At 72.7% G+C, this 22681-nt stretch carries 19 protein-coding genes and 4 pseudogenes; 10 read left to right on the plus strand and 13 right to left on the minus strand.

Features of this window, described 5'->3' with window-relative positions; all coding sequences use genetic code 11:
* Window positions 1–2: 2 nt before the first annotated feature.
* Window positions 3–620, minus strand: a complete 618-nt coding sequence (locus AQI88_RS17145) for a DUF4328 domain-containing protein (RefSeq protein ID WP_066999410.1) — start codon at window positions 618–620, stop codon at window positions 3–5.
* Window positions 621–807: 187 nt separating this feature from the next.
* On the opposite strand from AQI88_RS17145, the gene pgm reads away from it, so the two are divergent.
* A complete protein-coding gene (pgm, locus tag AQI88_RS17150; RefSeq protein ID WP_066999413.1) occupies window positions 808–2448 on the plus strand; it encodes a phosphoglucomutase (alpha-D-glucose-1,6-bisphosphate-dependent) in 1641 nt (546 codons plus the stop codon).
* Window positions 2449–2507: 59 nt separating this feature from the next.
* Here the strand turns inward: pgm and AQI88_RS17155 are convergent, their stop codons facing one another.
* Window positions 2508–3413, minus strand: a complete 906-nt coding sequence (locus AQI88_RS17155) for an SGNH/GDSL hydrolase family protein (protein ID WP_066999416.1) — start codon at window positions 3411–3413, stop codon at window positions 2508–2510.
* A gap of 341 nt (window positions 3414–3754) precedes the next feature.
* Here AQI88_RS17155 and AQI88_RS49085 point away from each other — a divergent pair.
* The 5 genes and pseudogenes from AQI88_RS49085 to AQI88_RS17180 form a co-directional block, all read left to right on the plus strand.
* Window positions 3755–4363 (plus strand): annotated as a pseudogene (locus AQI88_RS49085) (NAD-dependent epimerase/dehydratase family protein); the annotation flags it as partial.
* A pseudogene (locus AQI88_RS17165) lies at window positions 4360–5030 on the plus strand (spherulation-specific family 4 protein). The pseudogenes AQI88_RS49085 and AQI88_RS17165, both read left to right, overlap by 4 nt.
* 37 nt (window positions 5031–5067) lie before the next feature.
* Window positions 5068–5721, plus strand: a complete 654-nt coding sequence (locus tag AQI88_RS17170) for a maltokinase N-terminal cap-like domain-containing protein (RefSeq protein WP_066999419.1) — start codon at window positions 5068–5070, stop codon at window positions 5719–5721.
* 229 nt (window positions 5722–5950) lie between these two features.
* The gene (locus AQI88_RS17175; RefSeq protein ID WP_066999422.1) at window positions 5951–7813 is read left to right on the plus strand and encodes a M1 family aminopeptidase; all 1863 of its coding nucleotides are present in this window, start codon (window positions 5951–5953) and stop codon (window positions 7811–7813) included.
* A gap of 146 nt (window positions 7814–7959) precedes the next feature.
* Window positions 7960–8799 (plus strand): lysozyme, encoded by an 840-nt coding sequence (locus AQI88_RS17180; protein ID WP_066999425.1) that lies wholly within the window; start codon window positions 7960–7962, stop codon window positions 8797–8799.
* Window positions 8800–8816: 17 nt separating this feature from the next.
* Here the strand turns inward: AQI88_RS17180 and AQI88_RS17185 are convergent, their stop codons facing one another.
* From AQI88_RS17185 to AQI88_RS17195, 4 genes and pseudogenes are all read right to left on the minus strand, one after another.
* On the minus strand, window positions 8817–9572 hold the full coding sequence (locus AQI88_RS17185) for a hypothetical protein (RefSeq protein ID WP_066999428.1): 756 nt from the start codon (window positions 9570–9572) through the stop codon (window positions 8817–8819).
* A 56-nt stretch (window positions 9573–9628) separates the two neighbouring features.
* Window positions 9629–9721: pseudogene (locus AQI88_RS45960) on the minus strand.
* A gap of 105 nt (window positions 9722–9826) precedes the next feature.
* A complete protein-coding gene (gene surE / locus AQI88_RS17190) occupies window positions 9827–10729 on the minus strand; it encodes a 5'/3'-nucleotidase SurE (protein WP_066999430.1) in 903 nt (300 codons plus the stop codon).
* Between the two features lie 50 nt (window positions 10730–10779).
* A complete protein-coding gene (locus tag AQI88_RS17195) occupies window positions 10780–11964 on the minus strand; it encodes an MFS transporter (protein ID WP_244184180.1) in 1185 nt (394 codons plus the stop codon).
* Between the two features lie 404 nt (window positions 11965–12368).
* Here AQI88_RS17195 and AQI88_RS17200 point away from each other — a divergent pair, with 404 nt between their 5' ends.
* Window positions 12369–13370, plus strand: a complete 1002-nt coding sequence (locus AQI88_RS17200; protein WP_066999437.1) for a LacI family DNA-binding transcriptional regulator — start codon at window positions 12369–12371, stop codon at window positions 13368–13370.
* A gap of 49 nt (window positions 13371–13419) precedes the next feature.
* Here AQI88_RS17200 and AQI88_RS17205 read toward each other — a convergent pair whose 3' ends face one another.
* From AQI88_RS17205 to AQI88_RS17230, 6 genes and pseudogenes are all read right to left on the minus strand, one after another.
* Window positions 13420–14358 carry an alpha/beta hydrolase gene (locus AQI88_RS17205; protein ID WP_066999439.1) on the minus strand — a complete coding sequence of 313 codons (939 nt, stop codon included), beginning with the start codon at window positions 14356–14358 and terminating at the stop codon, window positions 13420–13422.
* A 333-nt stretch (window positions 14359–14691) separates the two neighbouring features.
* Window positions 14692–14892, minus strand: coding sequence for a ferredoxin (locus AQI88_RS17210; RefSeq protein WP_067000030.1), 201 nt, complete (start codon window positions 14890–14892; stop codon window positions 14692–14694).
* 17 nt (window positions 14893–14909) lie between these two features.
* Window positions 14910–16156: pseudogene (locus AQI88_RS17215) on the minus strand (cytochrome P450).
* A 135-nt stretch (window positions 16157–16291) separates the two neighbouring features.
* Window positions 16292–17077: a hypothetical protein gene (locus tag AQI88_RS17220; RefSeq protein WP_066999442.1), complete on the minus strand. Its 786-nt coding sequence runs from the start codon at window positions 17075–17077 to the stop codon at window positions 16292–16294.
* A 120-nt stretch (window positions 17078–17197) separates the two neighbouring features.
* A complete protein-coding gene (locus AQI88_RS17225; RefSeq protein WP_067000034.1) occupies window positions 17198–17911 on the minus strand; it encodes a hypothetical protein in 714 nt (237 codons plus the stop codon).
* Window positions 17912–17956: 45 nt separating this feature from the next.
* Window positions 17957–19174, minus strand: a complete 1218-nt coding sequence (locus AQI88_RS17230; RefSeq protein WP_066999445.1) for an SMI1/KNR4 family protein — start codon at window positions 19172–19174, stop codon at window positions 17957–17959.
* A gap of 371 nt (window positions 19175–19545) precedes the next feature.
* Between AQI88_RS17230 and AQI88_RS17235 the strand changes: the two genes are divergently transcribed.
* Together AQI88_RS17235 and AQI88_RS17240 are read left to right on the plus strand one after the other, a co-directional pair.
* Complete coding sequence (locus tag AQI88_RS17235) at window positions 19546–20049, plus strand: molybdenum cofactor biosysynthesis protein (protein ID WP_066999448.1); 504 nt, start codon at window positions 19546–19548, stop codon at window positions 20047–20049.
* Between the two features lie 70 nt (window positions 20050–20119).
* Window positions 20120–20776 carry a hypothetical protein gene (locus AQI88_RS17240; protein WP_159050352.1) on the plus strand — a complete coding sequence of 219 codons (657 nt, stop codon included), beginning with the start codon at window positions 20120–20122 and terminating at the stop codon, window positions 20774–20776.
* Window positions 20777–20849: 73 nt separating this feature from the next.
* Here the strand turns inward: AQI88_RS17240 and AQI88_RS17245 are convergent, their stop codons facing one another.
* Window positions 20850–22007: an FAD-dependent monooxygenase gene (locus AQI88_RS17245; RefSeq protein WP_066999454.1), complete on the minus strand. Its 1158-nt coding sequence runs from the start codon at window positions 22005–22007 to the stop codon at window positions 20850–20852.
* Between the two features lie 105 nt (window positions 22008–22112).
* On the opposite strand from AQI88_RS17245, the gene AQI88_RS17250 reads away from it, so the two are divergent.
* A complete protein-coding gene (locus tag AQI88_RS17250) occupies window positions 22113–22670 on the plus strand; it encodes a TetR/AcrR family transcriptional regulator (RefSeq protein ID WP_066999457.1) in 558 nt (185 codons plus the stop codon).
* Window positions 22671–22681: the final 11 nt, after the last annotated feature.

Here is a 22681-nt window from a genome sequence, read left to right on the forward strand (position 1 = left end):
GTCTAGGCCAGATGCGGCAGGTCCGCGGCGCCGGGGAGGGGGAGCTTCGTGGTGAGCGCTGCGGCCTGCTGTGCCGTGACACGCTGGATCACGGCGATCGCCAGGGCACCCGCGGCCAGGTTGAGGGCCTCGGCCACGAGGAGGAGGACGAGCGAAGTCCCTTGACCCAGCTGGGTGCCCGCGGTGACGAGCACCGCGCGCCCGACCCAGGCCGCCCACCAGACGTTCACCAGGACCCCGTCGCGCCCCTCGGCCGCGCCGGGGCCGCTCGCCCGGTGCAGGTCGAGGACCAGCCCGCGCGGCACCCAGAGGTTCACCACCGGGACCAGCCAGGAGGCCACGGCCCAGGGGGCGGAGCCGGGCAGGGGCTCGGGGGAAAGGAGTTGGGCGTTGCGCCGGCAACGGGAGAACCACACCAGGAACAGCACGGCCGCGACCGTCATCACATACGTGCTCACCATCGACGCACGCCCCGACGCGCTCAAAGACGTGTCCTGCGGATGAAGGCGGTGCGCCCGTACGGTCACCGCCCGGCAGACCTCCGCCAGGGCTGCCGCGGCCACGGTGGCCTGGGCGGAACGGGCGATCGGCCACGGGGCCTTGGCGATGGGTGTGGACACGGTGGGACACCTGTCTGTCTCAGGCGGCACGCGAGAGCGCGGCGCGCACACGTCGGTGGGAGAAGCGGATCATAGGGCAGACGGCCCCGGTCCGCCCTCCGCACCGGTGGCGTACTCGCACGCCGAGCCCCTGACGAGGAAAGATGGGCTCCAGCGATCGATCCCACCGATGCGGAGGAACGGACTCATGCCGCACGAGCGAGCGGGCCGGCCGGCCGGTCCCGAGGACCTTGTCGACGTGGCCCGGCTGGTCACGGCGTACTACGCGCTGCACCCCGACCCGGCCGACCCCGGACAGCGGGTGGCGTTCGGCACGTCGGGGCACCGGGGTTCGTCCCTGGCGACCGCCTTCAACGAGGACCACATCGCCGCCACCAGCCAGGCCATCTGCGAGTACCGCGCCGCGCAGGGCGTGGACGGCCCCCTGTTCCTCGGTGCCGACACGCACGCCCTGTCCGAGCCCGCGAAGGTGACCGCTCTGGAAGTGTTCGCCGCGAGCGGCGTGACCGTGCTCGTCGACAGCGCGGACGGCTACACCCCGACCCCCGCCGTCTCGCACGCCATCCTCACGTACAACCGGGGCCGCACCTCCGGCCTCGCCGACGGCGTGGTCGTCACCCCGTCGCACAACCCGCCCGCCGACGGCGGCTTCAAGTACAACCCGCCCAGCGGCGGTCCGGCGGCCTCCGAGGCGACCTCCTGGATCCAGGACCGGGCCAACCAGATCATCGCGGGCGGCCTGAAAGACGTTCAGCGGCTGCCGTACACCCGTGCGCTCGCCGCGGACACGACACGGCGGTACGACTTCCTGGGCACCTATGTCGGCGACTTGCCGAGCGTCCTGGACCTCGACGCGATCCGCGCGGCCGGCGTGCGCATCGGCGCCGACCCGCTCGGCGGCGCGTCGGTCGCCTACTGGGGCCGGATCGCCGAACAGCACCGCATCGACCTGACCGTGGTCAATCCGCACACGGACCCCACCTGGCGGTTCATGACGCTGGACTGGGACGGCCAGATCCGCATGGACTGCTCGTCGCCGTACGCGATGGCCTCCCTCATCGAGCGGCGCGACCGCTTCCGCATCGCCACCGGCAACGACGCCGACGCCGACCGGCACGGCATCGTCACCCCGGACGCGGGCCTGATGAACCCCAACCACTACCTGGCCGTCGCCATCTCCTACCTCTACCGGCACCGCGAGCAGTGGCCCGCCGACGCAGGGATCGGCAAGACGCTCGTCTCCTCCACGATGATCGACCGCGTCGCCGCCGACCTGGGCCGTCAACTGGTGGAGGTGCCGGTTGGGTTCAAGTGGTTCGTGGACGGACTCGCCGCCGGCACCCTCGGGTTCGGCGGCGAGGAGTCGGCCGGCGCGTCCTTCCTGCGCCGGGACGGTTCGGTGTGGACCACGGACAAGGACGGCATCATCCTGGCGCTCCTCGCCTCCGAGATCACGGCGGTCACGGACAAGACGCCCTCGCAGCACTACGCCGACCTGACCGCCCGCTTCGGCGAACCCGCCTACGCCCGCATCGACGCCCCCGCCACCCGGGAGCAGAAGGCGCTGCTGGCGAAGCTGTCCCCGGCCCAGGTCACCGCCGACACCCTGGCGGGAGAGCCGGTCACCGGCGTCCTCACCGAAGCGCCCGGCAACGGTGCCGCCATCGGCGGGATCAAGGTCACCACCGCCAACGCCTGGTTCGCGGCCCGCCCTTCGGGCACCGAGGACGTCTACAAGGTGTACGCCGAGTCGTTCCTCGGTCCCGACCACCTCGCCCAGGTCCAGGAGGAGGCCAAGGGCGTGGTCCTGGCCGCGCTCGGCGGCTGACGGCGCATGACCTGCGACGGCCTCCGCGACATGTGCGCGGGGGCCGTCGGCGCGAGTGCTCAGCCGCGTCCGCGGCCCTGGTCCAGCCGGTCCAGCACGGCCTGCGCCATGGCGGCCTCGCCCGTGGCGTTGGGGTGGGCGGGGGCCGCGGGCGAGGCAGGCTGCAACGGCTCGATCCAGCGGTCCGCGGGCGCCTTGCACATGTCGTGGCCGACCGTGGGGCCGTAGGTGTCGACGTACTCGGCCCGGTTCCATGCGGCCACCAGGCGCAGCATCAGGTTCAGCCGCTTCTCGGTGTCCCGCAGATAGGGGAAGTCCTTCTGGGCGAACGGCACCGACGGGAAACAGCCGCTGCCGTCGTCCGGCAGCAGGTCCGGGTAGCCGACGAGGAGCACCCGCGCGTGCGGAGCGCGGGCGTGCACCGCCCGCAGCACCCGGTCGATCTTCGGCGCGGTCTCCAGGATGGTGAGCGCCAACCGGTCGTATCCGGCGGCCTGGTAGGAGCGCTCGCAGGGATTGCCCGTAGGGTCCTGCGCGCCCAGGCGGGCGCAGGTACCGATGATCGAGCCGAATCCGACGTCGTTGCCGCCGATCTGGACCGTCACCAGGTCGGTGTCCCGTCCCAGCGCGTCGAGCTGGGGGGCGTTGGTGCCCTGCGGCTTCCACATCTCGTTCGTCGTGGCCCCGCTACAGCTCACGTCCTTGAAGGCGGTCGCCCGCCGCTGTGCCGCCACGAGCGAGGGGTAGTTGTGGTCGGAGCGGGCGCAGTCGGCGTCCACCTGGCGGGGGATGAGCGGGCCCGAGGTGTAGGAGTCGCCGAGGGAGACGTAGGTGAGGTCGCGGCCGTGCGCCGCGGCGGGTGTCGTGGAGGCGGCGACGAGGGCGCAGCCGCCGAGTGCCGCCCCCAGTACGGCGGCCCGCCGCCGGCCTCTCGTCCCGTCGCCCGTACGCGTGTCCTTCGCCATGGAATCCTCCCCGTTCGCCCCGTCCGCGCGTTCAACTCGGTCTGTATACCGTCCGGTAGGTCTCGCGGACCAGAAGCGGGAACGAAGATTCGCGCCGAGGGGCGTCAACACCCGGCCGGAAAACGGTGCTTGACCGGGAATCCCCCTCCTACACAAACGCTGGCCCGCGTTCCGTGCGCCCGGGGACGTCTCGTCCCCGCCAATACCGCCCGGCCGCTCCGCCGTTCAGCCCTGTATGCCGCACCGCGTACGTATACGGCTCGTGACGCATCGTCACAGGTTCCACGCACTGCCACCTTCGCGGACGAGCACTTTCGGCCGACCGGTGTGCCTGGCGCACCGCAGGCCGGCACCCCGGGGCGGTCCTGCGGCGCGGCGACCTGTCCGCCCACCGCGACTTCGGGGACGTACGCGACCTCGCCCGGGCCGTCGCCCTCGCGGTCACCGCTCACGGCCCGCTGCCGCCCGTGCTCAACATCGGCGGCGGACGGGCCGTACCGGCACGGGAGTTGGTGTCGGGCCTGGCCCGCCGGGCGGGTTTCCGGGGCCGGCTGGAGGAGCGCGCAGCCGGTTCGGCCCGCTCGGCCCGGGTGTCCTGGCAGTGCTCCGACATCACGGCCGCCCACCGCGACTTCGTGGATGTACGCGACCTCGTCCGGGCCGTCGCCCTCGCGGTCACCGCTCACGGCCCGCTGCCGCCCGTGCTCAACATCGGCGGCGGACGGGCCGTACCGGCACGGGAGTTGGTGTCGGGCCTGGCCCGCCGGGCGGGTTTCCGGGGCCGGCTGGAGGGGCGCGCAGCCGGTTCGGCCCGCTCGGCCCGGGTGTCCTGGCAGTGCTCCGACATCACGGCCGCCGACCGCGCCCTCGGCCGGCGGCCCGTCCACGGCCTGGACGACGCCCTCGACGCGCTGTGGGCCGCGACGGCGGGGAGCGGGCGGGTGCCATGAGCCTGCTGGTGCCGCTGTATGTGCACCCGGCCGAGGACCCCGGTGCCTGGCGCCGGCTGATCACCGCGGTCGCCCGCACCCACGCGGTCGTCCTCGACCCCGCGAACGGCCCCGGCACGGCCCCCGATCCGGCCTTCACGGCGGCCGCGCGCGCACTGCGGGCAGCGGGCGCCCGCCTGCTCGGGTACGTCGACACCGACCACGGCGTCCGGGACCGGGCCGAGGCCGTCGAGGACCTGCGCCGGCACCAGGAGTGGTACGCGGCCGAGGGCTGCTTCCTCGACCGCGTCACCGCCACCGCCGAGGGCCTGCCGGTCTGCCGGCGCCTGGTCCGGGACGTAAGACGGCTCGGCGCGGGCACCGTCGTCCTCAACCCGGGCGTGCACCAGACGCCCGGCTGCCTCCGCCTCGCCGACCTGACCGTCACCTTCGAGGGGCACTGGTCCACGTACGTCTCGGTGTTCACCGGACCGGCCTGGACGGCACGACACCCGCCCGAGCGGTTCTGCCACCTCGTCCATGGCGTACCCGAGGCCCTCGTCCCGCTCGCGGTGCGCACCGCACACGAACGCGGCCGGCGGTCTGCGGACCGGTGACGGGCGAACCGCCCCATCCCCGGGCCGGGTTGGCCCTGGCTCTGACCAGCAGGGACGGTATGGAAGGCTGAGGGGTCCGTATCCACGCAACGGGGGAGACTTACCGGCATGGCCATCATCCACCACACCACTCTGAAGCCGACGAAGGTCGAACTGCTCGCCGGCTGGCTGCCCACCCGTCCGTGGTACCGAGGCGGTGCGGTCCCCGTCCTGGAGAAGTCCGGCGGGTTCCGGCTGGACGACCCCAAGGGCGAGGTCGGGATCGAATTCATGGTGGCGACCGACACGACCAGCCCGGAGCGCACGGCCTACCTGGTGCCGCTGACCTACCGCGGGGCGCCGCTGGAGGGTGCGGAGCACGCGCTCATCGGCACGATGGAGCACGGCGTGCTGGGTCAGCGCTGGGTCTACGACGGCTGCCACGACCCGGTGCTCGTCACCGAACTGCTGTCCCTGATCGAGGGCGGCGCCCAGGCCATGGCGCAGAGCCTCTCCGACACACCCGACCGCGAAGTGACCCGCTCCTACGCCGGCGACCCCATCTGCCTGAAGGACTTCAGGCCCGAGCCCACCGACGACGATCAGGGCACCCGTCTGCCCGCACCCCACGGCACGACCCTCCGTCTGCACCGGGTCCTGAAGCCCGTCCCCGAGAACCCGCCGCTGCCTGCCCGGGAAGCGGTCGGCCATGTCGCGAGCGGCTGGCGGGGGCCGGGCGACACCCGCACCCGCGCGGTCTTCATGGTCCTGGACACCGACTGATCCACCGCCCGGCGGCATCAGGAGCACAGCCACTCACTTCCCCTCCCCTTCTGGCATGGCCCGGTCAAATCTGTCACGCTTTCGGCAGTCCTCGCCCTGACCCCATGAGGGCGCGGCGCACCTCTCCGTCACAGCGATCGCGCAACCAGTCCGCGGCCGCCCCGGCGCACCCCGCCGACGGGCGGCCATCGAGCAGGCCGGAATCCCGGCCGCCGCAAAGGAGCAGTGTGTGAGACCCACCCCCCACAAGGCGCTCGGCGTCGGCGCATTCACCGTCGCCGCGCTGGTCGCTCTCTCCCTCCCCGTCACGCCCGCCGCCGCCCGGCCGGCCGGGCACACCGTGGCAGCCGACTGCACGCCGGCCCAGGCAGTCACCAACGGCGGCTTCGAAAGCGGTGCCTCGCCCTGGACCTCGTCCACGTCCGGTGTGATCACCAGCCGCAGCGGTCAGAGTGCCCACAGCGGCTCCTCCTTCGCCTGGCTGGACGGTGTCGGCAGCACCCACACCGACACCCTCACCCAGAGCGTCACGATCCCGAGCGGCTGCAGCACCGCCACCCTCACCTTCTGGCTGCACATCGACACCGACGAGACGACCTCGTCCACCGCGTACGACAAGCTGACGGCCAAGATCGGCAGCACCACGCTGGCGACCTATTCGAACCTCGACGAGAACACCGGCTACGTGCAGAAGTCGTTCGACGTGTCGTCGTTCGCGGGCCAGACCGTGAACCTGTCCTTCACCGGCACCGAGGACTCCAGCCTCCAGACCAGCTTCGTCCTGGACGACGTCGCCCTCGACACCTCCGGGGGCACCACCCCGCCCCCGGCGGACTCGACCCGCACCCCGGCCACGCCCTCGTACACCGTCAGCCTCAGCAGCGACACCAGCGGCACCGTCTGGAACGGGCACGAGAGCGTGTCCTTCACCAACGCCTCCGCCACCGCCCTCAGCGAGGTGTACCTGAGGCTGTGGGACAACTACCACGGCACCTGCGACGCCATGCCGATCAAGGTCAGCAACGTCACCGGCGGCACCGCGGGCGACCTCTCGGTGGACTGCACCGCCCTGAAGATCACCCTGGCGGCGCCCCTGAACCAGGGACAGACCGCGACCGTCGGCTTCGACCTGGGCATCACCGTGCCCAGCGGCGCCGACCGGTTCGGCCACGACGGTGCCTTCAGCTTCATCGGCAACGCCCTGCCCGTCCTCGCGGTCCGCGACAGCGCGGGCTGGCACCTGGACCCGTACACCAACAACGGCGAGTCGTTCTACTCCCTGGCCGCCGACTTCAAGGTGACCCTCGACCACCCCAGCACCCTGCTGGTCCCGGCCACCGGCACCTCCACCGACACCCCCGGCTCCAGCGGCCGCACGGTCACCACCGCCACCGCCGCCAAGGTCCGGGACTTCGCCTGGGCCGCGGGCCCGTTCACCAAGATCTCCGGCACCTCGGCCGCCGGCGTCCCCGTGAACATCTACTCCGTCTCGGGCATCAGCTCCTCCAGCGCCCAGTCGATGCTCAGCACCGCCAAGACCGCCGTCGACGCCCACGCGGCGCGCTTCGGCGCCTACCCGTACGGCGAGCTGGACGCCGTCATCGACAACAACTACTGGTTCGGCGGCATGGAATACCCTGGGTTCGTCCTCGACCTGGTCAGCACCACGGCGCTCACCCATGAGATCGGCCACCAGTGGTGGTACGGCATCGTCGGCGACGACGAGTACAACAGCCCGTGGCTGGACGAGGCGTTCACCGACTACGCCACCGACCTGGCCCTCGGCAAGACCGGCAGCAACTGCTGGAGCAGCGTCTCCTGGGCCTCCGGCGCCGAGAAGATCACCAACTCCATGGCGTACTGGGACGCGCACTCCTCCCGCTACTCCACCGTCGTCTACGGCTACGGCAAGTGCGCCCTGCACGACCTGCGGCGCGTCCTCGGCGACACCGCCATGGCCAAGGTGCTGAAGGACTACGCGACCGCCCACTGGTACGGCGTCTCGACCACGGCCGAGTTCAAGGCGGCCGCCCAGGCCGCCACCAGCACGGACCTGACCTCCTTCTGGACCCAGCACCGCATCGACGGCTGATCCGGACCGGCCGGTCGTGGGCGCCGTCGGCGGCGCCCACGACCACCCCGGCACGACCGCCACGCCACTCACATGGACTAATCCCCCCGCCGGAATGCCTTCGTTGGGCGGTACCCGGAGTGCGGTGCGGTCCGACCGAGGGTCAGATGGATTCCGTGCGAAGCCATCTGCCCCGCCGCTCACGCTGGTCCGTCACCGGCGCCCTGACCGGCCTCCTGCTGTCCCTGTCGGCCCCCTCGGCCATGCCTTCGGCGGCCGGGACCATGACCGAGCGCGGCACCGCCTACATGGGCATGGGGGTGCTCGCCCACGACGGCGCAGCCGCCGCCGACGATGCTGCCGAGTCGGTCTCCCGCGCGAACCAGACCGAAGGCGTGGACGTCGCCAAGTACCAGCTCAACGTCGCGTGGTCGACCCTGTGGGGCAGCGGCGTCAAATGGGCGTACGCGAAGGCGACGGAGGGGACGTACTACACGAACCCCTACTTCGCCCAGCAGTACAACGGCTCCTACAAGATCGGCATGATCCGCGGCGCGTACCACTTCGCGACCCCGGACACCACGAGCGGCGCCACCCAGGCCGACTACTTCGTCAATCACGGCGGCGGCTGGTCCAAGGACGGCAAGACACTGCCCGGCGCGCTCGACATCGAGTGGAACCCGTACGGCGCCTACTGCTACGGCAAGTCCAAGAGCGGGATGGTCACCTGGATCCGCGACTTCCTGAACCGCTACAAGGCCCGCACCGGCCGCGACGCCGTCATCTACACCGCCACCAGCTGGTGGACGCAGTGCACCGGCAACTACGGCGGTTTCGGCGCGACCAACCCGCTGTGGATCGCCCGCTACGGCTCGGCCCCCGGGACACTGCCGGCGGGATGGTCGTACCACACGATGTGGCAGTACACGTCCTCCGGTCGGACGGTCGGGGACCATGACAGATTCAACGGTGCCGTGGACCGGCTGAAGGTCCTCGCCACCGGCTGACGTGCCGTCGGGAGCGCTCAGGCGGCCGCCCAGGTACCGAGCGCCCGGGCCAGCCGGTCGCTGTGCTCCCGGGAGACGCCCTGTGCCAGCCGTATGCCGAAGCGCGGGCTCATGGGGCCGTCGCAGACCAGGATGCCCTCGTACGGCTGCGCGCCCCCGCTGAGCGGCGACGGACCGGGCAGCGTCCACCGGGCCGGGTCCCACAGCGGATGGTCGAGCAGGCACTCCACCAGCCACGGAGTGTGGTCCGCGGGCACCCCCGCCCACACGAGCGCCTCGGCGATCGCCCCGGCCGCGTCGTCCGGCAGATCCTCGTCGCCGAGCGCGGGCAGCAGGATGAGAAGCCGGGCGTGCACGTCATGGATGCCGGGGGCGTCGGTGGCCGGGGTGCGCGCTATGTGCGCCAGTTCCCGCCAGGCCAGGCCCGGGCCGGCCTGGTGGCCGTCGAGCGTGGCCAGGAATCCGTGGCGGTCCCAGTCCGGGTGAACGACGAAGCAGTCGGTCCCGGTGTCGTCCGGGGCGTTGCGGCCCACCACCACGGCCGTGTGCCCGTCCGCGAAGGGCACGCGGAAGGCGGGCCACCGCTCCTCGTCGGACAGGGCTTCCAAGGCCGCGTCCACATCGGAGGGGTCCGCCCCGAACCACTCTGGGTCCGGATCGCCGTGTTCCTCGTCGCCGCCGCACACGTACATCAGGTAAGCGGCCCAGAACCCGGGCAGGTCCAGCAGGGCCTCCCCGGCGACGACCGGGCCCTCGTATCCGTCGATCACCATGCGTCAAGACTGCCAGCCGCCACTGACAACGGCCGTACCGCGCCGGTCAGGCCGAGCGGAGAGGGCAGGATTTGAACCTGCGTGGGCCGTGAGGCCCGACCGTGAGGCGTGCTCATCGGTCCCCGATAAGCCACTCCGGGCACCTCTCCTCGTTCCCGGCCCGGTCTCCCGTGCCGTTCACGAGAACAACAGTGACAGGGGGCGCTGACGGCAGGCTGACACGTCGACGCGGCGGTCGGGCCTCCGGCGTCCTCCTAGGGGTGCAGGCCGGTGAGCAGGGCCGCCGTGCGTGCGAAGTCGGCGGGGGCTGCGTTCCAGCCGGGAGTGATCGGCGACACGGAGATCCGGCCGGCCTCGACGGACGCGACATCACTGCCCGGCCCGGCCGGGCCGTCCGCCACGGTGACGGTCACCTTCCAGGTTCCGTCTGCGTTGTCGGCGTACTCGGACTTGAGCACGGGGTGCGGATCCTGCGTGGTGACGTCGGCGCCCCGCGCGGTGCCGGCGCCGTCCGCGCCGACCACCGGGTGGTCGACGTCGAGCCCCATCCCCTCCGGCAGCAGGCGTCCGCCGCGGGCCCTGCCGCGCAGCCGGTCGACGAGCCCGACCACGAAGTCGTCGGTCGGGCGCATGGCGTTGAGGATCCGGGCGGGCACGGGAGGCTCGAGTCCGCCCGTGCTCACGGCGATCGCCGGCACTCCGTCCTCCACGGCCGTCACCGCGGCGCCCACCGTGCCCGAATGGGTCGCCATGGCCGCCAGGTTGGGGCCGAAGTTCGTCCCCGAGACGACCAGGTCGGGCGCGTGGCCGGTGAACACGGCGGCGAGACCGAAGCCCACCGCGTCCGACGGGGTGCCGTCGACGGCCCAGACCTTCGGCTGCGGGTGTTTCACCGCGATCGTGGCCGCCCCGGAGATCTTCGTCCCGGCCCCGCTCTGGTTCGTCAGCGGGGCGACGATCGTGACGTCGTGGCCCGCCGCCGTGAGGCGGTCGTACAGCATGCGGATGCCGGGGGCGTCGTAACCGTCGTCGTCGGTCAGGAGGATGCGCAGGGGGCGGGGCGGGGCGGCTTCGCGCGGTGCGGCGGAGGCGGTGGTGCCGAGCGCGCCGGCGCACAGCAGCAGAGCGGCGAGCGGCAGGACGTGTCTGCGTTGCATGGGGGTCTCCTTGGAGGGGGTGCCGTGGCGGAGGAGGAAGCGGGCGGGGCTCAACGCACGCCGCGGATGGGCCAGATGGCCAGCGCGCCGAGCAGCGACAGGGCGCCGCCGAAGAGGAACAGCGGCGTGTAGCCGCCGAACGCGGTGACCACGGCGGAGGCGACGAACGGCGCGACGATCTGCGGACCGGCGTTGGCGATGTTGAGCACACCCATGTCGCGCGCGGCGTCCTCCGCGCGCGGAAGGACCAGCGTGACGACGGCGGTGTCCACGGCCATGAAGCAGCCGAACGCGAGCCCGTTGAGCGCGCTGAAGACGAGCATGCCCGGCCAGGTGGGCGCCACCACCGGGACGGCCATGACGAGACCGGCGAGCGCCGCGGACACACCGACGAACACCTTGCGCCGGTTCCAGCGGTCCGACAGCAGGCCACCGACCAGCGTGGAGACGGCCATCGCCGCCATCGACACCGGCGTGAGGACGGCCATCGCTGCCGCCGGCCGCAGCCCCGCGGGCAGCGTGATGTGGTCGTCGAGGATGTAGAGCTGGTAGCCGACGACGGAGAAGTAGCCCAGCACCATCAGGGCCCGGCCGATGAACGCCCAGCGGAAGTCTCTGCTGCCCAGGGCGGACAGGAACAGTGCCGCGCGGCGACGCCAGGGCACCGACGGCACGGGCTCGGCGTTCGGCTCGCGCGGAACGTCCCGGCACAGCGCCGTCAGCAGCACGGCGGCCGCAGCCGCGACGAGCCCCAGGGTGAGGTAGCCCGTGGCGAGACGGCCGGCGGTCCGCGAGGCGATCAGCACGCCGAGAGTGCCGCCCACGGGCAGGGCCAGCCCCACCAGCGCGGAGGCCGTACCACGGCGGTCCGGCGCTATGCGGTCGGGCACGATCGCCGTGACGGCGGCCTGGTAGACGTTCATGGTCGCCTGCACGAGACACCAGGCGATCCCGACCAGCAGGGCCGTGCGCACGCTACCCAGGAAGGCGAGACCCGCGAGCGAGGCCAGGGCGCCGCCGAGCACCCAGGGGTTGCGTCGCCCCGAGCGGTCCGACAGAGCCCCCGCGACGGGGTTGCACGCGGTGGCGAACACCGCGCTGATCCCGCCGATCAGACCGAGCAGCGCCACCTTGTGATCCGGGTCGATCGCCTCGACCTGCGTGGGCAGCAGGACGGATCCGGCTCCCATGTAGACGGCGTACAGGGAGGCGTTGGCGACCAGGAGCAACGCCATGAGCCCACGCCGCCGGGGATCGGGGCCATGGGCGGCGCTGGTCGGCCGGATTTCGTCTGTCGCGGAGAACGGGGGCATGTCGACTCCTGGGGAGGAAGGGTTCAGGCAGGACCGAGCCGTGAGGGGTGGGGGAGGGCCGAGCCGAAGGGGTCGGGCAGGGCCGAGCCGTGAGGGAAGGGCGGCTGTGCGAGGGGAATCCGCGGGTGTCGGATCGCCGATTACACGAGTTGATCTGGATTGATTACACGAGTAACCACTGCGGTGGTTCCTTGTGTAGCACTACGGGAGCCCGGCTGAACAGAGGCTTGCGTCGAGGAGCCCGGGTCGTTGCTTACTCGTGTTGCCGACCACGCATGTACCCTGGAGAGCTGCGGGAAATCGGGTCCTGCGAGCGGAAGGGAAGCATGGCGAGGAAACCGGTCGCTGTCGTCACCAGCGCCGATGTGGCACGGCTGGCGGGCGTCTCACGGGCCACCGTTTCCTTCGTGCTCAACAACACCCAGGCACACCGGGTCAGCGAGGCGACCCGCGCGAAGGTACTTGCCGCGGCGGACACGCTCGGGTACGTGCCGCACGCGGCGGCCCGCTCGCTGCGGGCGGGCCGCAACAACCTGGTGCTGATCCCGGCTGCCGTGTCCGCCATCGGCTGCCTGGTGAGCGGCTGGATCGACGACCTCCACACGGAACTGGAGCAGTACGGCTGCACCACTGTGCTGCACGCGGGGCGGTTCGCCGACCCCGTCAGCGCGGCACGCGCCTGGGCAGAGCTGCGCCCCGGCGCGGTGTTGGCGCTGGACGGCACCAGCCTCACCGCGGCCGGCGCGGACGTCCTCAGACGTGCCGGGGTCCGGGCCCTGATGGCGTTCGCGCCGCAGCCCGTCGAGGGCGTCTGCACGGTCGCCTTCGACGATCAGCGGGTGGGCGTGCTCGCCGCCAGGCATCTGGTGGCCGGCGGCCGCCGGCGCCTCGCGGTCCTCATGCCACAAGAGCGCGGCCTGTCGGCGTTCGCCGCGCCCCGGCTGGCCGGAGCGCGCAGCGTGGCCGCCCGGACGGTGGCGACCGTGACACCGGTGGAGATGGGTTACACGTATGAGTCCGCCGTCGAACTGGCGCGTGGCTGGGCGATGCGGGACCTGGACGGCGTCTTCGCCTACAACGACGAATACGCCGCGCTGTTGCTGCGCGCCCTGCTGGACGAGGGGGTCGACGTCCCGGAAGACGTCGCCGTGGTCGGCTGTGACGACCTGGTGACCGCGGCCCTGCAGCGGCCGCCCCTGACGACGATCCGCCTGGACCTGCCCTCGGCCGCGCAGGTCGCCGCGGCGGTGCACGAACTGATGGAGAACGGCACCGCCGCGCCCCTGCCCGGCGTCGAACCCACCCTCGTGCACCGCCGGTCCAGCTGACCGCCCGGTGCGGTGCCGCGAGCGCGGCAGCCGGCCCGGCGGTGGCGCGTCAGGCGCTCAGGTGGCGCCGCAGGAAGTCGACACTCTCCGCGACCACGGCGGGCACCTCTGCGGATCCCAGGAAGATGTGGTCGGCCCCCTCGACGGCGCGCAGCGTCACGTCCGCGCCGGCACGGGTGAGCGCCCGCTCCAGCAGCTCGCTCTGGCCGAACGGTACGACCCGGTCCTCCCGGCCGTGAACCAGCAGGAACGGGGGCGGAGTCATGGGTCCCGCGTACGTCACCGGACTCGCGGCGCGGGCCCGCTCCCGCCGGCCTTCCTCCGCACCGCCGAGCAGCGACTTGATGGGGTCCGGGTACGGCGGCTCGCCCGGAACCGGCGGCAAGGGGGACTGGGAGAGCAGTGACTCGATCTCCGAGACGCCGTACCAGTCGACGACCGCCCGTACGGTGCTGTCCTCGTCCCGCACGCCTTCGCGGCCTTCGAGGGCGGCTCCGTGGGTGTCCGCGCGGACCAGCCCGGTGAGCGCGGCCAGGTGACCGCCGGCCGACTCGCCCCAGGCGCCGATCCGCTCCGGGTCGATGCCGAAGAGACCGGCGTGCCTGCGTACGTACCGGACGGCCGCCTTGACGTCGTGCAGCTGGGCGGGGAAGGGCGCTTCGAGGCTGTGCCGGTAGTCGATGCAGACCAGCCCCAGGCCCGCGCCGAGGACCGCCCCGTGCAGCAGCTCGACGGGCACGGTCGGTGGCGGGTAGCGCCGGTCGCCCTCCAGCCAGCCGCCGCCGTGGATCCAGACGACCGCCGGTACGGCCTCCTGCGCGGCCGGTACGTGGACGTCCAGCAGGCAGGGGCGGTAGCCCGGCGTCCGGGCGTAGGTCAGCCCGTGGAAGCGCCGTACACCGTCGGTGCCGACCAGGGGCGGGGTGGGAGCCAGGAAGCGGGGCGGGGGCCAGCCCGTGTCGGGCGGGGCGGGCGCGGTCGAGGTCATCTCCGGGGCCTTCCGTCATCAGCCTGAGCGAGTGTTCGGGGTCTCGTGCCGGTCAGGATGTTACACGTGTAACCAACGGCTGACGAGAGGGCGCGCGAGGGCTGCCCGGCGCGGCCGGGACGCCTGCCATGTCACGTCCGCAGCGCGCGCCCCAGGTGCGGGAGGCCAGGCGGTGGCGGGAGGATGACGGCTGACGCCCCAGCTCCGCAATGGGCCTCCCCCCCCGGTGACGCGACGGTGGAAGGCCCATGTCCTGCGCCATCCCCTCCGGGGTGCGGTCGAGTTGACGCTCGTCTGGCAGAGCGGCCGGGCACGCACCGGACCGTACGGCCGTCAGGACGTCTCGCTCACCCGGATCGCGGCGGCCTGGCATACGCTCGCGGCCTCCCGGACCGCCGCGTGCACCCTGGAGCCTGGCGCGCCGTCGAGGAGGAGGACGATCCCGTCCTCCTCCCTCTGGTCGAAGACCTCGGGGGCGATCAGCGCGCACTGTCCGGCGCCGCAGCACCTCGCCTCGTCGACGGTGACCTTCATCGCGGCGCCTTGCTCGCTCACCAGCGCACCGGCAGGGCCGCCGGCGGACTCGTCAACAGGCCGTCCACCTGGCGTAGTTCGGCGCCGTTCACGGCCAGTTCGAGGGTGGGTAGCCGGCGCAGCAGGACGTCGAGCACGGCCTGCATCTCGGTGCGGGCCAGGGCCTGGCCGAGACAGGAGTGCGGGCCCGCGCCGAAGGCCAGGTGGGGGTTGGGGCTGCGGGTGACATCGAGCTCGGCGGCGCGGTCGAAGGCGTCCTCGTCCCGGTTGGCCGCGGACATGCTGCACACGACGGTGGTGCCCCGGGGGGCGACCGTACCGCCGAGTTCGACGTCCTCGTGCACGTAGCGGATCATGCCGAAGCCGCCGCTCGGGTCGAAGCGCAGCATCTCCTCCACGGCCTGCCGGGCCAGGGACCGGTCGTCCAGCAGCCGCTGCCGGCGGCGCCGGTCGGACAGCAGGTGGGCCGCCATCACCGTGATGAACCCGGCGGTCGTCTCGTGCCCGGCGAGCAGCAGGGCCTGACCGGTTGCGGTGAGCGCCTCGCCGGACAGCGGCCGGCCCTCGGCGTCGGTCGCCGTGATGAGCAGGCTGAGCAGGTCCTCCTCGCCCTCGGCGGCCTTCCCCGCCGATACGGCCGCCCGCTTGTCCGCCACCAGGGCGGCCATGTACTCCTCGAACTCCCGGTGCGCGGTGGTCACTTCGTCCCGGCTGTACTTCGCCATGCTCGGGAACGTGTCCGACCAGCCCTTGAAGGAGTCCCGGTCGGCCTCCGGGACGCCGAGCATGGCGCAGATGACGAACACCGGGAGCGGGAAGGCCAGATGGGACACCAGGTCCGCCGGGTGGCCGTGGTCCGGCATCTCGTCCAGAAGGCGGTCGGCGGTCCGCTCCATGGCGGGCCGCAGCGCCTGGACGCGCTTGGCGGTGAACCAGCGGCTCAGCATGCGGCGCCACCGCTCGTGCCCCACGGCGTTGAGGGTGCACGCCATGGGGCTGTTGAAGATGTCCGAGTCGTCGTCGGTGATACGGGCCGCGTCGGAGCCGGTGGCACCCTCCCGGCTCAGCCGCGGATCGCTCAACGCACGCCGGACGTCCTCGTACCGCGTCAGCAGCCGCGCCTCGTCCCCGCTCGGCAGGGGGTCACGCGCGCCACGGGGCACTGCCGGCGCAGCCGTGCCCACTCCGCGGGTGGTTCGAGTGCGGTGGGCGGCGTCAGCGGGTAGCGCAGCGCGGCGCCGTTGCTTTCGGGGATGTCGGTCATGCCTGCCTCCGGACGCGTGGGTACAAGCGGACGGTCGGCATCCCCTGAACTTAAAGCAGCTGCTTTAAGCAAGTGTGGCGGCGCTGCTACGGCGGGAATCGGCCCAAACGGTGCCGCCAGGGTGTGCCCGGCGGGTCAGCCCGCTGTGACGTGGACGTAGTCACCGGGGGCGTTGGCCGCTCCGGTCGTGCTGGTCCCGGCGAAGCTCCAGCGCCAGTAGCCGTCCACGGAGGCGGTCGCCGTGGCCTTGAGGGCACCGCCGGTCCCGCTGGTCACCGTCTTCACGGTGCTGTAGGTGGTGCTGCCGGCCTTGCGGAACTGCAGCTTGACCGCCTGGCCCGAGTAGCCGCCGTACGTGCCGTTGTCCCAGTTGGCGCGGGTCAGCGCACCCTTGACGGTGAGGGTCTTGCCCGCGGCCACCGGCTCGGGAGAGGCGTCGGCGGTCAGCCTGGCGGAACGTTTCATCGAGAAGGTGCCCGCACTCTCCAGGTCGATGTAGTCGAAGTCGTTGGCGTCCACGGACGTCCAGACGTGCCAGATACCGGCGGTGGAGTTGCTGTGGGCCGTACGGGGGCCGATGGTGATGTCGGTGGTGCAGGTGGAGGTGGTTTCGCTGCCGGGGACGGGGGAGCAGGACATCGGAGTGTCGGAACCGGGCCCCGCGTTGCCGTCGGGGTTGTCGAACGAGCCGTGGTAGACCAGCCCGTAGGCGTCCTTGACCCCCGAGTTGTCGGCGGCGGTGATGCTGAGCGTGAACGTCTTCGACCCGGTGGCACCGACCACGACCGGCTTTCCGCCGTTGACGACGACCTGGACGATGTGGGTGTCTCCCTCGCCGGAGTCGGCGTCGGCGGTCGTCACGGCGAGGGCGGACAGGACCAGCGCGCCCGACAGGGCGGTGACGGCAGAGCGTATGAACATGGGTCCTCGCAAGGGAAGAGGTGTCCGCCCGGGATCGGGACAGAAGTCGAAACCGAACGAATAGTAGTGACCCGACGCGGGATCGGGACCTCACCATCCACCTCGTCCTTCCTGAATCTCTCAGTGTCCGCCGCCGCGGCGGAACCAGCCGCGCTTGGGCGGCGCGGCGGCGGGCGGGGCGCCGAAGGGCGGGGGCGGGGGTGGCGGCGCAGGAGCGGGGTGCGGAGGCTGTGCCGCCGGGCCGGCGAACGGGGGAAGTTGCTTGAAGTGCTCGTCCAGTGTCACCGTCGGGGTGATGCGGTGCAGCGCGGCCCGGACCAGGGTGAGCGGATGGTCCGGGAAGCCGGCGTCCCACTGCTCGTCGTCGCCCACGTGATACGGCAGCCCGCCGAACTGCCCGCCGGCGGAGTACGGGTGAGGCCGGAAGTAGGCTTCCATTCCCACCTGGTTCATCACCATGGCCTCACGGACACCGGTCATCCCGCCTTCCGCGGCCTGCACCTTGAGGACCGTGCTGCACCCGGCCTTGGGTATGGTCCACGAGCCGAGGAACCCCTGCCCGTGTGCTGCGCCGGGCAGGCGCACCTTGATCAGCTGACGGACCGCCGGGACACCGTCGACCGCGCCGGGCACCGCCTCGATGAGCCCGCCCCCGCGCCCGCCGACGCCTGCCGCGAGCGCGGTCCGCAAGCGCTCGAACTCGTGCAGCGGGGCGGGCAGATCGGGGACCAGGGGAAAGAAGTGCACCGTCAGCACGAGTCCCGCCGCATCCGTCCACACGCCGGGCTCACGCGCGGTGAAGCCGGTCAGGTCCAGGCCGGTGATCGGAGTCATGGAGATCATCATGCCGGGCGTGCGCGCCCCGTCGGCGGCCGGGGTTCAGTCGCTGTCCTCCTCGGCCTCCTCGGCCTGAGCGCCGAAGACCTCGAAGTCCGCGAACTCGACCGGGTCGTCGTCCTGGTCCAGGCCGCACAGCCCCGCCGTGCTCAGCCGGCCGCGCTGCCACGCCAGCAGCGTGTCGATCAGCCCCTGCTCCAGGGGCGGGCCCTGGTCCGCGTGCCGGGGCCAGAACACGAGCGGCCAGTCGTCGGGCCGGTCGCCCTCGGTGAGCCAGCCCAGGTAGTCGCCGTCGATGGAGTCGGCGAAGGGCAGGAAACCGCCGGGCGCCGGGAAGGTGGCGAGCGGATACCACTGCGGGTGGCCGGACTTCAGCGACTCGTAGCCCTCGAGCGTCTGGTCCACGAAGGCGGTGAAGCGCGGTGCCGTCGTGCGCAGCGGCTCGGGGAAGCGCAGCCAGCCGCTCCAGCAGCCGCTGCCGTACGTCTCCATCAGCCGCACGTACTCCGCGGGCAGCGCCGTGCCGAGCTGCTCGAACAGGCCCTCCCAGGTGCCGTCGCCGAGGCGCGGCCGGCCCGGCGGCACGGTGAGCAGGCGCAGCGCCTCCAGCCCCGTGCCGGTCTCCAGCGCGACCCGGCGCTCCGCCTCCGTCAGCCGGGGCGGGGCGGGAGTGGGCGCAGTCCATGGCCCGGCGGTGTCCAGGAAGGCGGTGCGCGCGACGGTGCCGGGCAGCGGGCCCATCAACGGGCCCGGCGGGGAGGGGAGTTCCCAGGTGTCGCGGACGGTGTGGCGGAGATAGCCGGTGAGCGTGAGGTCGTAGCGGTGCCAGGGGAGGAGGCCGCTGCCGGGCACGGGCCCTTGGTGGGCGACGACCACCGTCCACTCGTCGGGGTCGTCGGACACCGAGGTGTCCCAGAACAGCACGTCGGCGCCCCGGCTGCAGCCCCAGGCCAGCAACCCGCCCGGCTCGGGGTGCAGCAACGGCCGCTCGCCCTCCGGTAGGTCACGCGCCTCGATCCGGGCCTCCCGGTGCGTGGCGCGCAGCCACGCGCCGTAGTCGAACCGCCCTGCCTGCACGCACGGCACATGGATCCAGAGGAACTCCCCGAAGTCCACCGGCCCGTACCGGTCGGCCAGCAGCTTGTAGTCGGCCGGCAGCCGCGTACCGACCCACTTCTCCACGGCCGCCCAGTCGACGGGGACGGGGACGGGCGGGCGTTCGGCGTCCGGCTCGGCGAATTCGGCCAGGTCCACGGTCACGTGTGCGTCCTCCGGGGGTGATCATCGGATGGGCGGGATTCTGCCACCGGCGGTCTCCGCCGACCTCACCGGCCGGGCTCGCAGATCGCCGGCGCGCCTGACCATCGCGCTGCTCGTGGGAGCCGGCCCGGTCCTGGCCGTGGTAGATCAGCCGGCACTTGCGGTCACCGAAGGCGGCGCCCGGATCCGGGTGGTACGGCTGCGGGACGACCGGGCCGTAGAACTTCACCGTGGCCGAGATGCCGCCGTCACTACGATCCGACGCCGGGCTGGTGGCCGGACTGCTGCTGGCGGGAGCGAGCGGACGCCTCCTGCTCAGGTCAGGCCCCGCCGCCGGTGAGGCGGTGCGCGGCGCTGGCTAGGCTCGGAGCGTGCCCCACGTGGAAATTCTCCAGCTGCTGGTCTCGCCGGCGCACCGCCTCGCAGGGCGTCCCGGCGACGGCGTGCCCGAGCTGCCGCGCACCGAGCTGGTGACGACGGCCGAGGTCCGCGCGGGACTGGGCATCGTCGGGGACCGGTACTTCAACCACCCGGCGCACCGCAACGCGTCGATCACCCTCATGGCCGTGGAGCGCCTGCCGCGGCCGGGCCCGGAGGAGTCGGACCTGACGCGGACCCGGCGCAACGTCCTGCTGCGAGGCGTGGACATCGACGCGTACATCGGGTCCACGGTCGTCCTCGACTGTGGCGCCGGGCCCGTGGAGCTGGAGGTGCGCAGCGCGGCCAGGCCGTGCGCGTGGATGGACGTCACGGTGGGGCCCGGCGCACAGCGGGCGCTGCGCGGCGGCGGGGGAGTCCGCTGCCGTCCGCTGAGCGACGGGATCCTCACCGTGGGACCCGCCGTGTTCGGGGTGCGGGAAGCTCTGGAGACGTAGGGAGACTGTGCAGGGCGGATGAGTACGACGACTCAGGCGATGCCCTCCGGAGATCATGAAAAGTGAGGGCATGACCACTCCATCACCCCTGACTCGTCCCCCGTATCCCAGCCGTGCGCCGCAGCCCGCACCCCCGCGGTCGCGCCGCCGGCTGGTGGCCGGCCTGGCGGCCCTGTGCCTCGTCGCCGCCTGTGCCGCGGCCGCCGCCTGGTGGACGGAGCGGAAGGGGAACGACCCCCTGGCGGGCCGGCCCCGGGTCACCGACACCCGCGCCGGACTCTCCTACGCCGTGCCGGACGGCTGGCAGCACGACGCGGCCAAGGACAAGCACCTGGTCGACGCCTTCTCCTCGCAGATCAGCAAGACCTCCGGCGCACCCTCGTCCGGGGGCGGCACCGTGCTGACCGGCCGCGCCGGGCAGGTCGTGCCCCGTGCCGACCTGCGCCGGGCGGCCGAGAGCGCCGCCCGGTCCAACGCCGAGTTCTTCTTCCCCGACCAGCGGGCCACTGTGGAGGAGTCGCACGCCGCCGAGCTGGACGGCGAGCCCGCGTACACCGTCGCCCTGCGGATCCGGAACGGCGACGACGGCACCTCCCGTCTGGAGATGACCCTGGTGACGGTCCACGGCGAACGCACCGCCTTCCTCCTCGGCCTCACCACGGACGAAGCCGATGCGGGGATCAAGGCGGACATCCACGCCGTCGTGGCCGGTGCCGGTGTCGTCTGACGGCGCCGCACCGGGATCGGCGAGCCGGGACGACCGACCGGTCGGCCGGTGGGCCATGGCGGGCAGGGCCGCCTCAACCCAGGCTCGGCGCCGTCCAGTCCGCGTGCCTCAGGACGGCCCGCACCGTCACCCCGGACGGGGCGAGGCGCAGCGCCGTGTTGCGCAGGGCGACGGCCACGGGATGGGACAGCTGCTGGCCCATCCGGCCGGCCTGCCGGGCGGCGCGGGCGACCGACTGGGCGCGCGGGCGGCGCTCGGCGTCGTACCGGGCCAGCGCCGCCCCGACCGTGGGTGTGCCGGCGAGCGCCGCGGCCAGCGTGGCGGCGTCCTCCAGGGCCTGGCAGGCGCCCTGGCCGAGATGCGGCGTCATGGCATGGGCCGCGTCACCGAGGAACGCGATCCGGCCTGCGACGAAGGACGGCAGCGGCGCCGCCAGCTCGTGGATGTCATGGTGCAGAACGGCCTCGGGGCCGGTCGCCGCCAGCAGCGCGGGGATCGGATCGTGCCAGCCGCCGAACCGGCGGCGCAGCACGCCGAGGGGATCGGCATGACGTACACCGGGCGGCGCGTTGAGCACCGCGTGCCATTCGGCGCGCCCGTCGGCGAAGGCGATGTGGCCGAACTCGGCCCCCCGCCCCCAGGTCAGCTCGAAATCGCTGTTCAACTCCACCGGATGCCCGGTGATGGCACGCAGGACCGTCGACCCGCTGTAGACGGGTCCGGGGTGGTCCGGGAACACCTGGCCGCGCAGCCGGCTGCCCACGCCGTCTGCCGCGACGACCAGGTCCGCCGCCAGGACCTCCTCGCCGACCGGGACCGCGACCCGGCCGGGAGCCGAGCGGTCGACCGACGCAACGCAGACGCCCACGCGCAGGCACTGCGGCGGCAGCGCCGCGCGCAGCACGCGGTGCAGCACGGCCCGCGGGATCCCGACGATCGGAGTGCCGAGCTCGCGGGCGAGCGCGGCTCCGTCCATCCGTGCCAGCCTGCCGCCAGCAGGAGTGCGCGTACCCCCGGTGTACTGCGGCCGAGCCGCCGCGCGTACGGCCGCGCCGACACCGAGCACGTCCAGCGCGCGCAGCCCATTGGCGTGCAGGGAGATGCCCGCACCCGCGTCGGCCGGTGCGGCGGCCCGCTCGACGACCGTCACCTCCCAGCCGATCCGGCGCAGCCCGAGCGCGGCGGCCAGACCCCCGATGCCGCCCCCGACCACCACCGCTGTACCACTCATGCCAGTCCCCTCCACCCGTGCCCGTTCTGCCGTGTCTTCTACAGATGTAGAAGCAGGCTACTCGGGCTGTCTACAGATGTAGAAGCGGGGGTGTAGAAAGAGGGGGTGCCCACCGATCGACGTACTCTCCTCGCCGACGCGGCCATCGGCGTGCTCGCCGACGCCGGGATGCGAGGACTGACGCACCGAGCCGTGGACCGCGCGGCGAACCTTCCGCCCGGGACCACCTCCGCCTACTACCGCACCCGGCAGGCGCTGCTCACCGCGCTGGTCCGGCGCCTGGTGGCACTCGACCAGGCGGAGTTCCAGGAGACCGGGGCCAGGACACCGGCCCTGCGGAACGCCGGCGAACTGACGGCCGGCCTCATGGCCTTCACCGAAGGGCGGCTCGCCGAGGCCGGACGCAGGCGCTCCCTCGCGCGCTACGCCTGCGCCGTCGAGAGTGTGCGCCACCCCGAACTGCGCGAGATCCTGGTGCCCCGCGAGAACCTGGCCCGGCAGGCCGTCCAGGACTTCCTCGCCGCCCAGGGCGTCAAGGACGCCGAGGAACGTACGGTCACGCTCCTGACCTGCGTGGACGGACTGGTCTTCGACCGGCTGGTGAACGGGGGAAGCGTGTCCGAGCAGGAGATACACGGCCTCGTGACCGCAGCCCTGCGCTGAACCGTACGACG

It is taken from the genome of Streptomyces cellostaticus (assembly GCF_001513965.1).
Taxonomy (GTDB): domain Bacteria; phylum Actinomycetota; class Actinomycetes; order Streptomycetales; family Streptomycetaceae; genus Streptomyces; species Streptomyces cellostaticus.

Coding starts and splice junctions, on each gene's coding strand:
- pgm (WP_066999413.1), top strand. CDS start 808: ATGCCGCACGAGCGAGCGGGCCGGCCGGCCGGTCCCGAGGACCTTGTC.
- AQI88_RS17155 (WP_066999416.1), bottom strand. CDS start 3,413: ATGGCGAAGGACACGCGTACGGGCGACGGGACGAGAGGCCGGCGGCGG.
- AQI88_RS17170 (WP_066999419.1), top strand. CDS start 5,068: ATGGCCATCATCCACCACACCACTCTGAAGCCGACGAAGGTCGAACTG.
- AQI88_RS17180 (WP_066999425.1), top strand. CDS start 7,960: ATGGATTCCGTGCGAAGCCATCTGCCCCGCCGCTCACGCTGGTCCGTC.
- AQI88_RS17185 (WP_066999428.1), bottom strand. CDS start 9,572: ATGGTGATCGACGGATACGAGGGCCCGGTCGTCGCCGGGGAGGCCCTG.
- surE (WP_066999430.1), bottom strand. CDS start 10,729: ATGCAACGCAGACACGTCCTGCCGCTCGCCGCTCTGCTGCTGTGCGCC.
- AQI88_RS17195 (WP_244184180.1), bottom strand. CDS start 11,964: ATGGCGTTGCTCCTGGTCGCCAACGCCTCCCTGTACGCCGTCTACATG.
- AQI88_RS17200 (WP_066999437.1), top strand. CDS start 12,369: ATGGCGAGGAAACCGGTCGCTGTCGTCACCAGCGCCGATGTGGCACGG.
- AQI88_RS17205 (WP_066999439.1), bottom strand. CDS start 14,358: ATGACCTCGACCGCGCCCGCCCCGCCCGACACGGGCTGGCCCCCGCCC.
- AQI88_RS17210 (WP_067000030.1), bottom strand. CDS start 14,892: ATGAAGGTCACCGTCGACGAGGCGAGGTGCTGCGGCGCCGGACAGTGC.
- AQI88_RS17220 (WP_066999442.1), bottom strand. CDS start 17,077: ATGTTCATACGCTCTGCCGTCACCGCCCTGTCGGGCGCGCTGGTCCTG.
- AQI88_RS17225 (WP_067000034.1), bottom strand. CDS start 17,911: ATGACTCCGATCACCGGCCTGGACCTGACCGGCTTCACCGCGCGTGAG.
- AQI88_RS17240 (WP_159050352.1), top strand. CDS start 20,120: ATGACCACTCCATCACCCCTGACTCGTCCCCCGTATCCCAGCCGTGCG.
- AQI88_RS17245 (WP_066999454.1), bottom strand. CDS start 22,007: ATGAGTGGTACAGCGGTGGTGGTCGGGGGCGGCATCGGGGGTCTGGCC.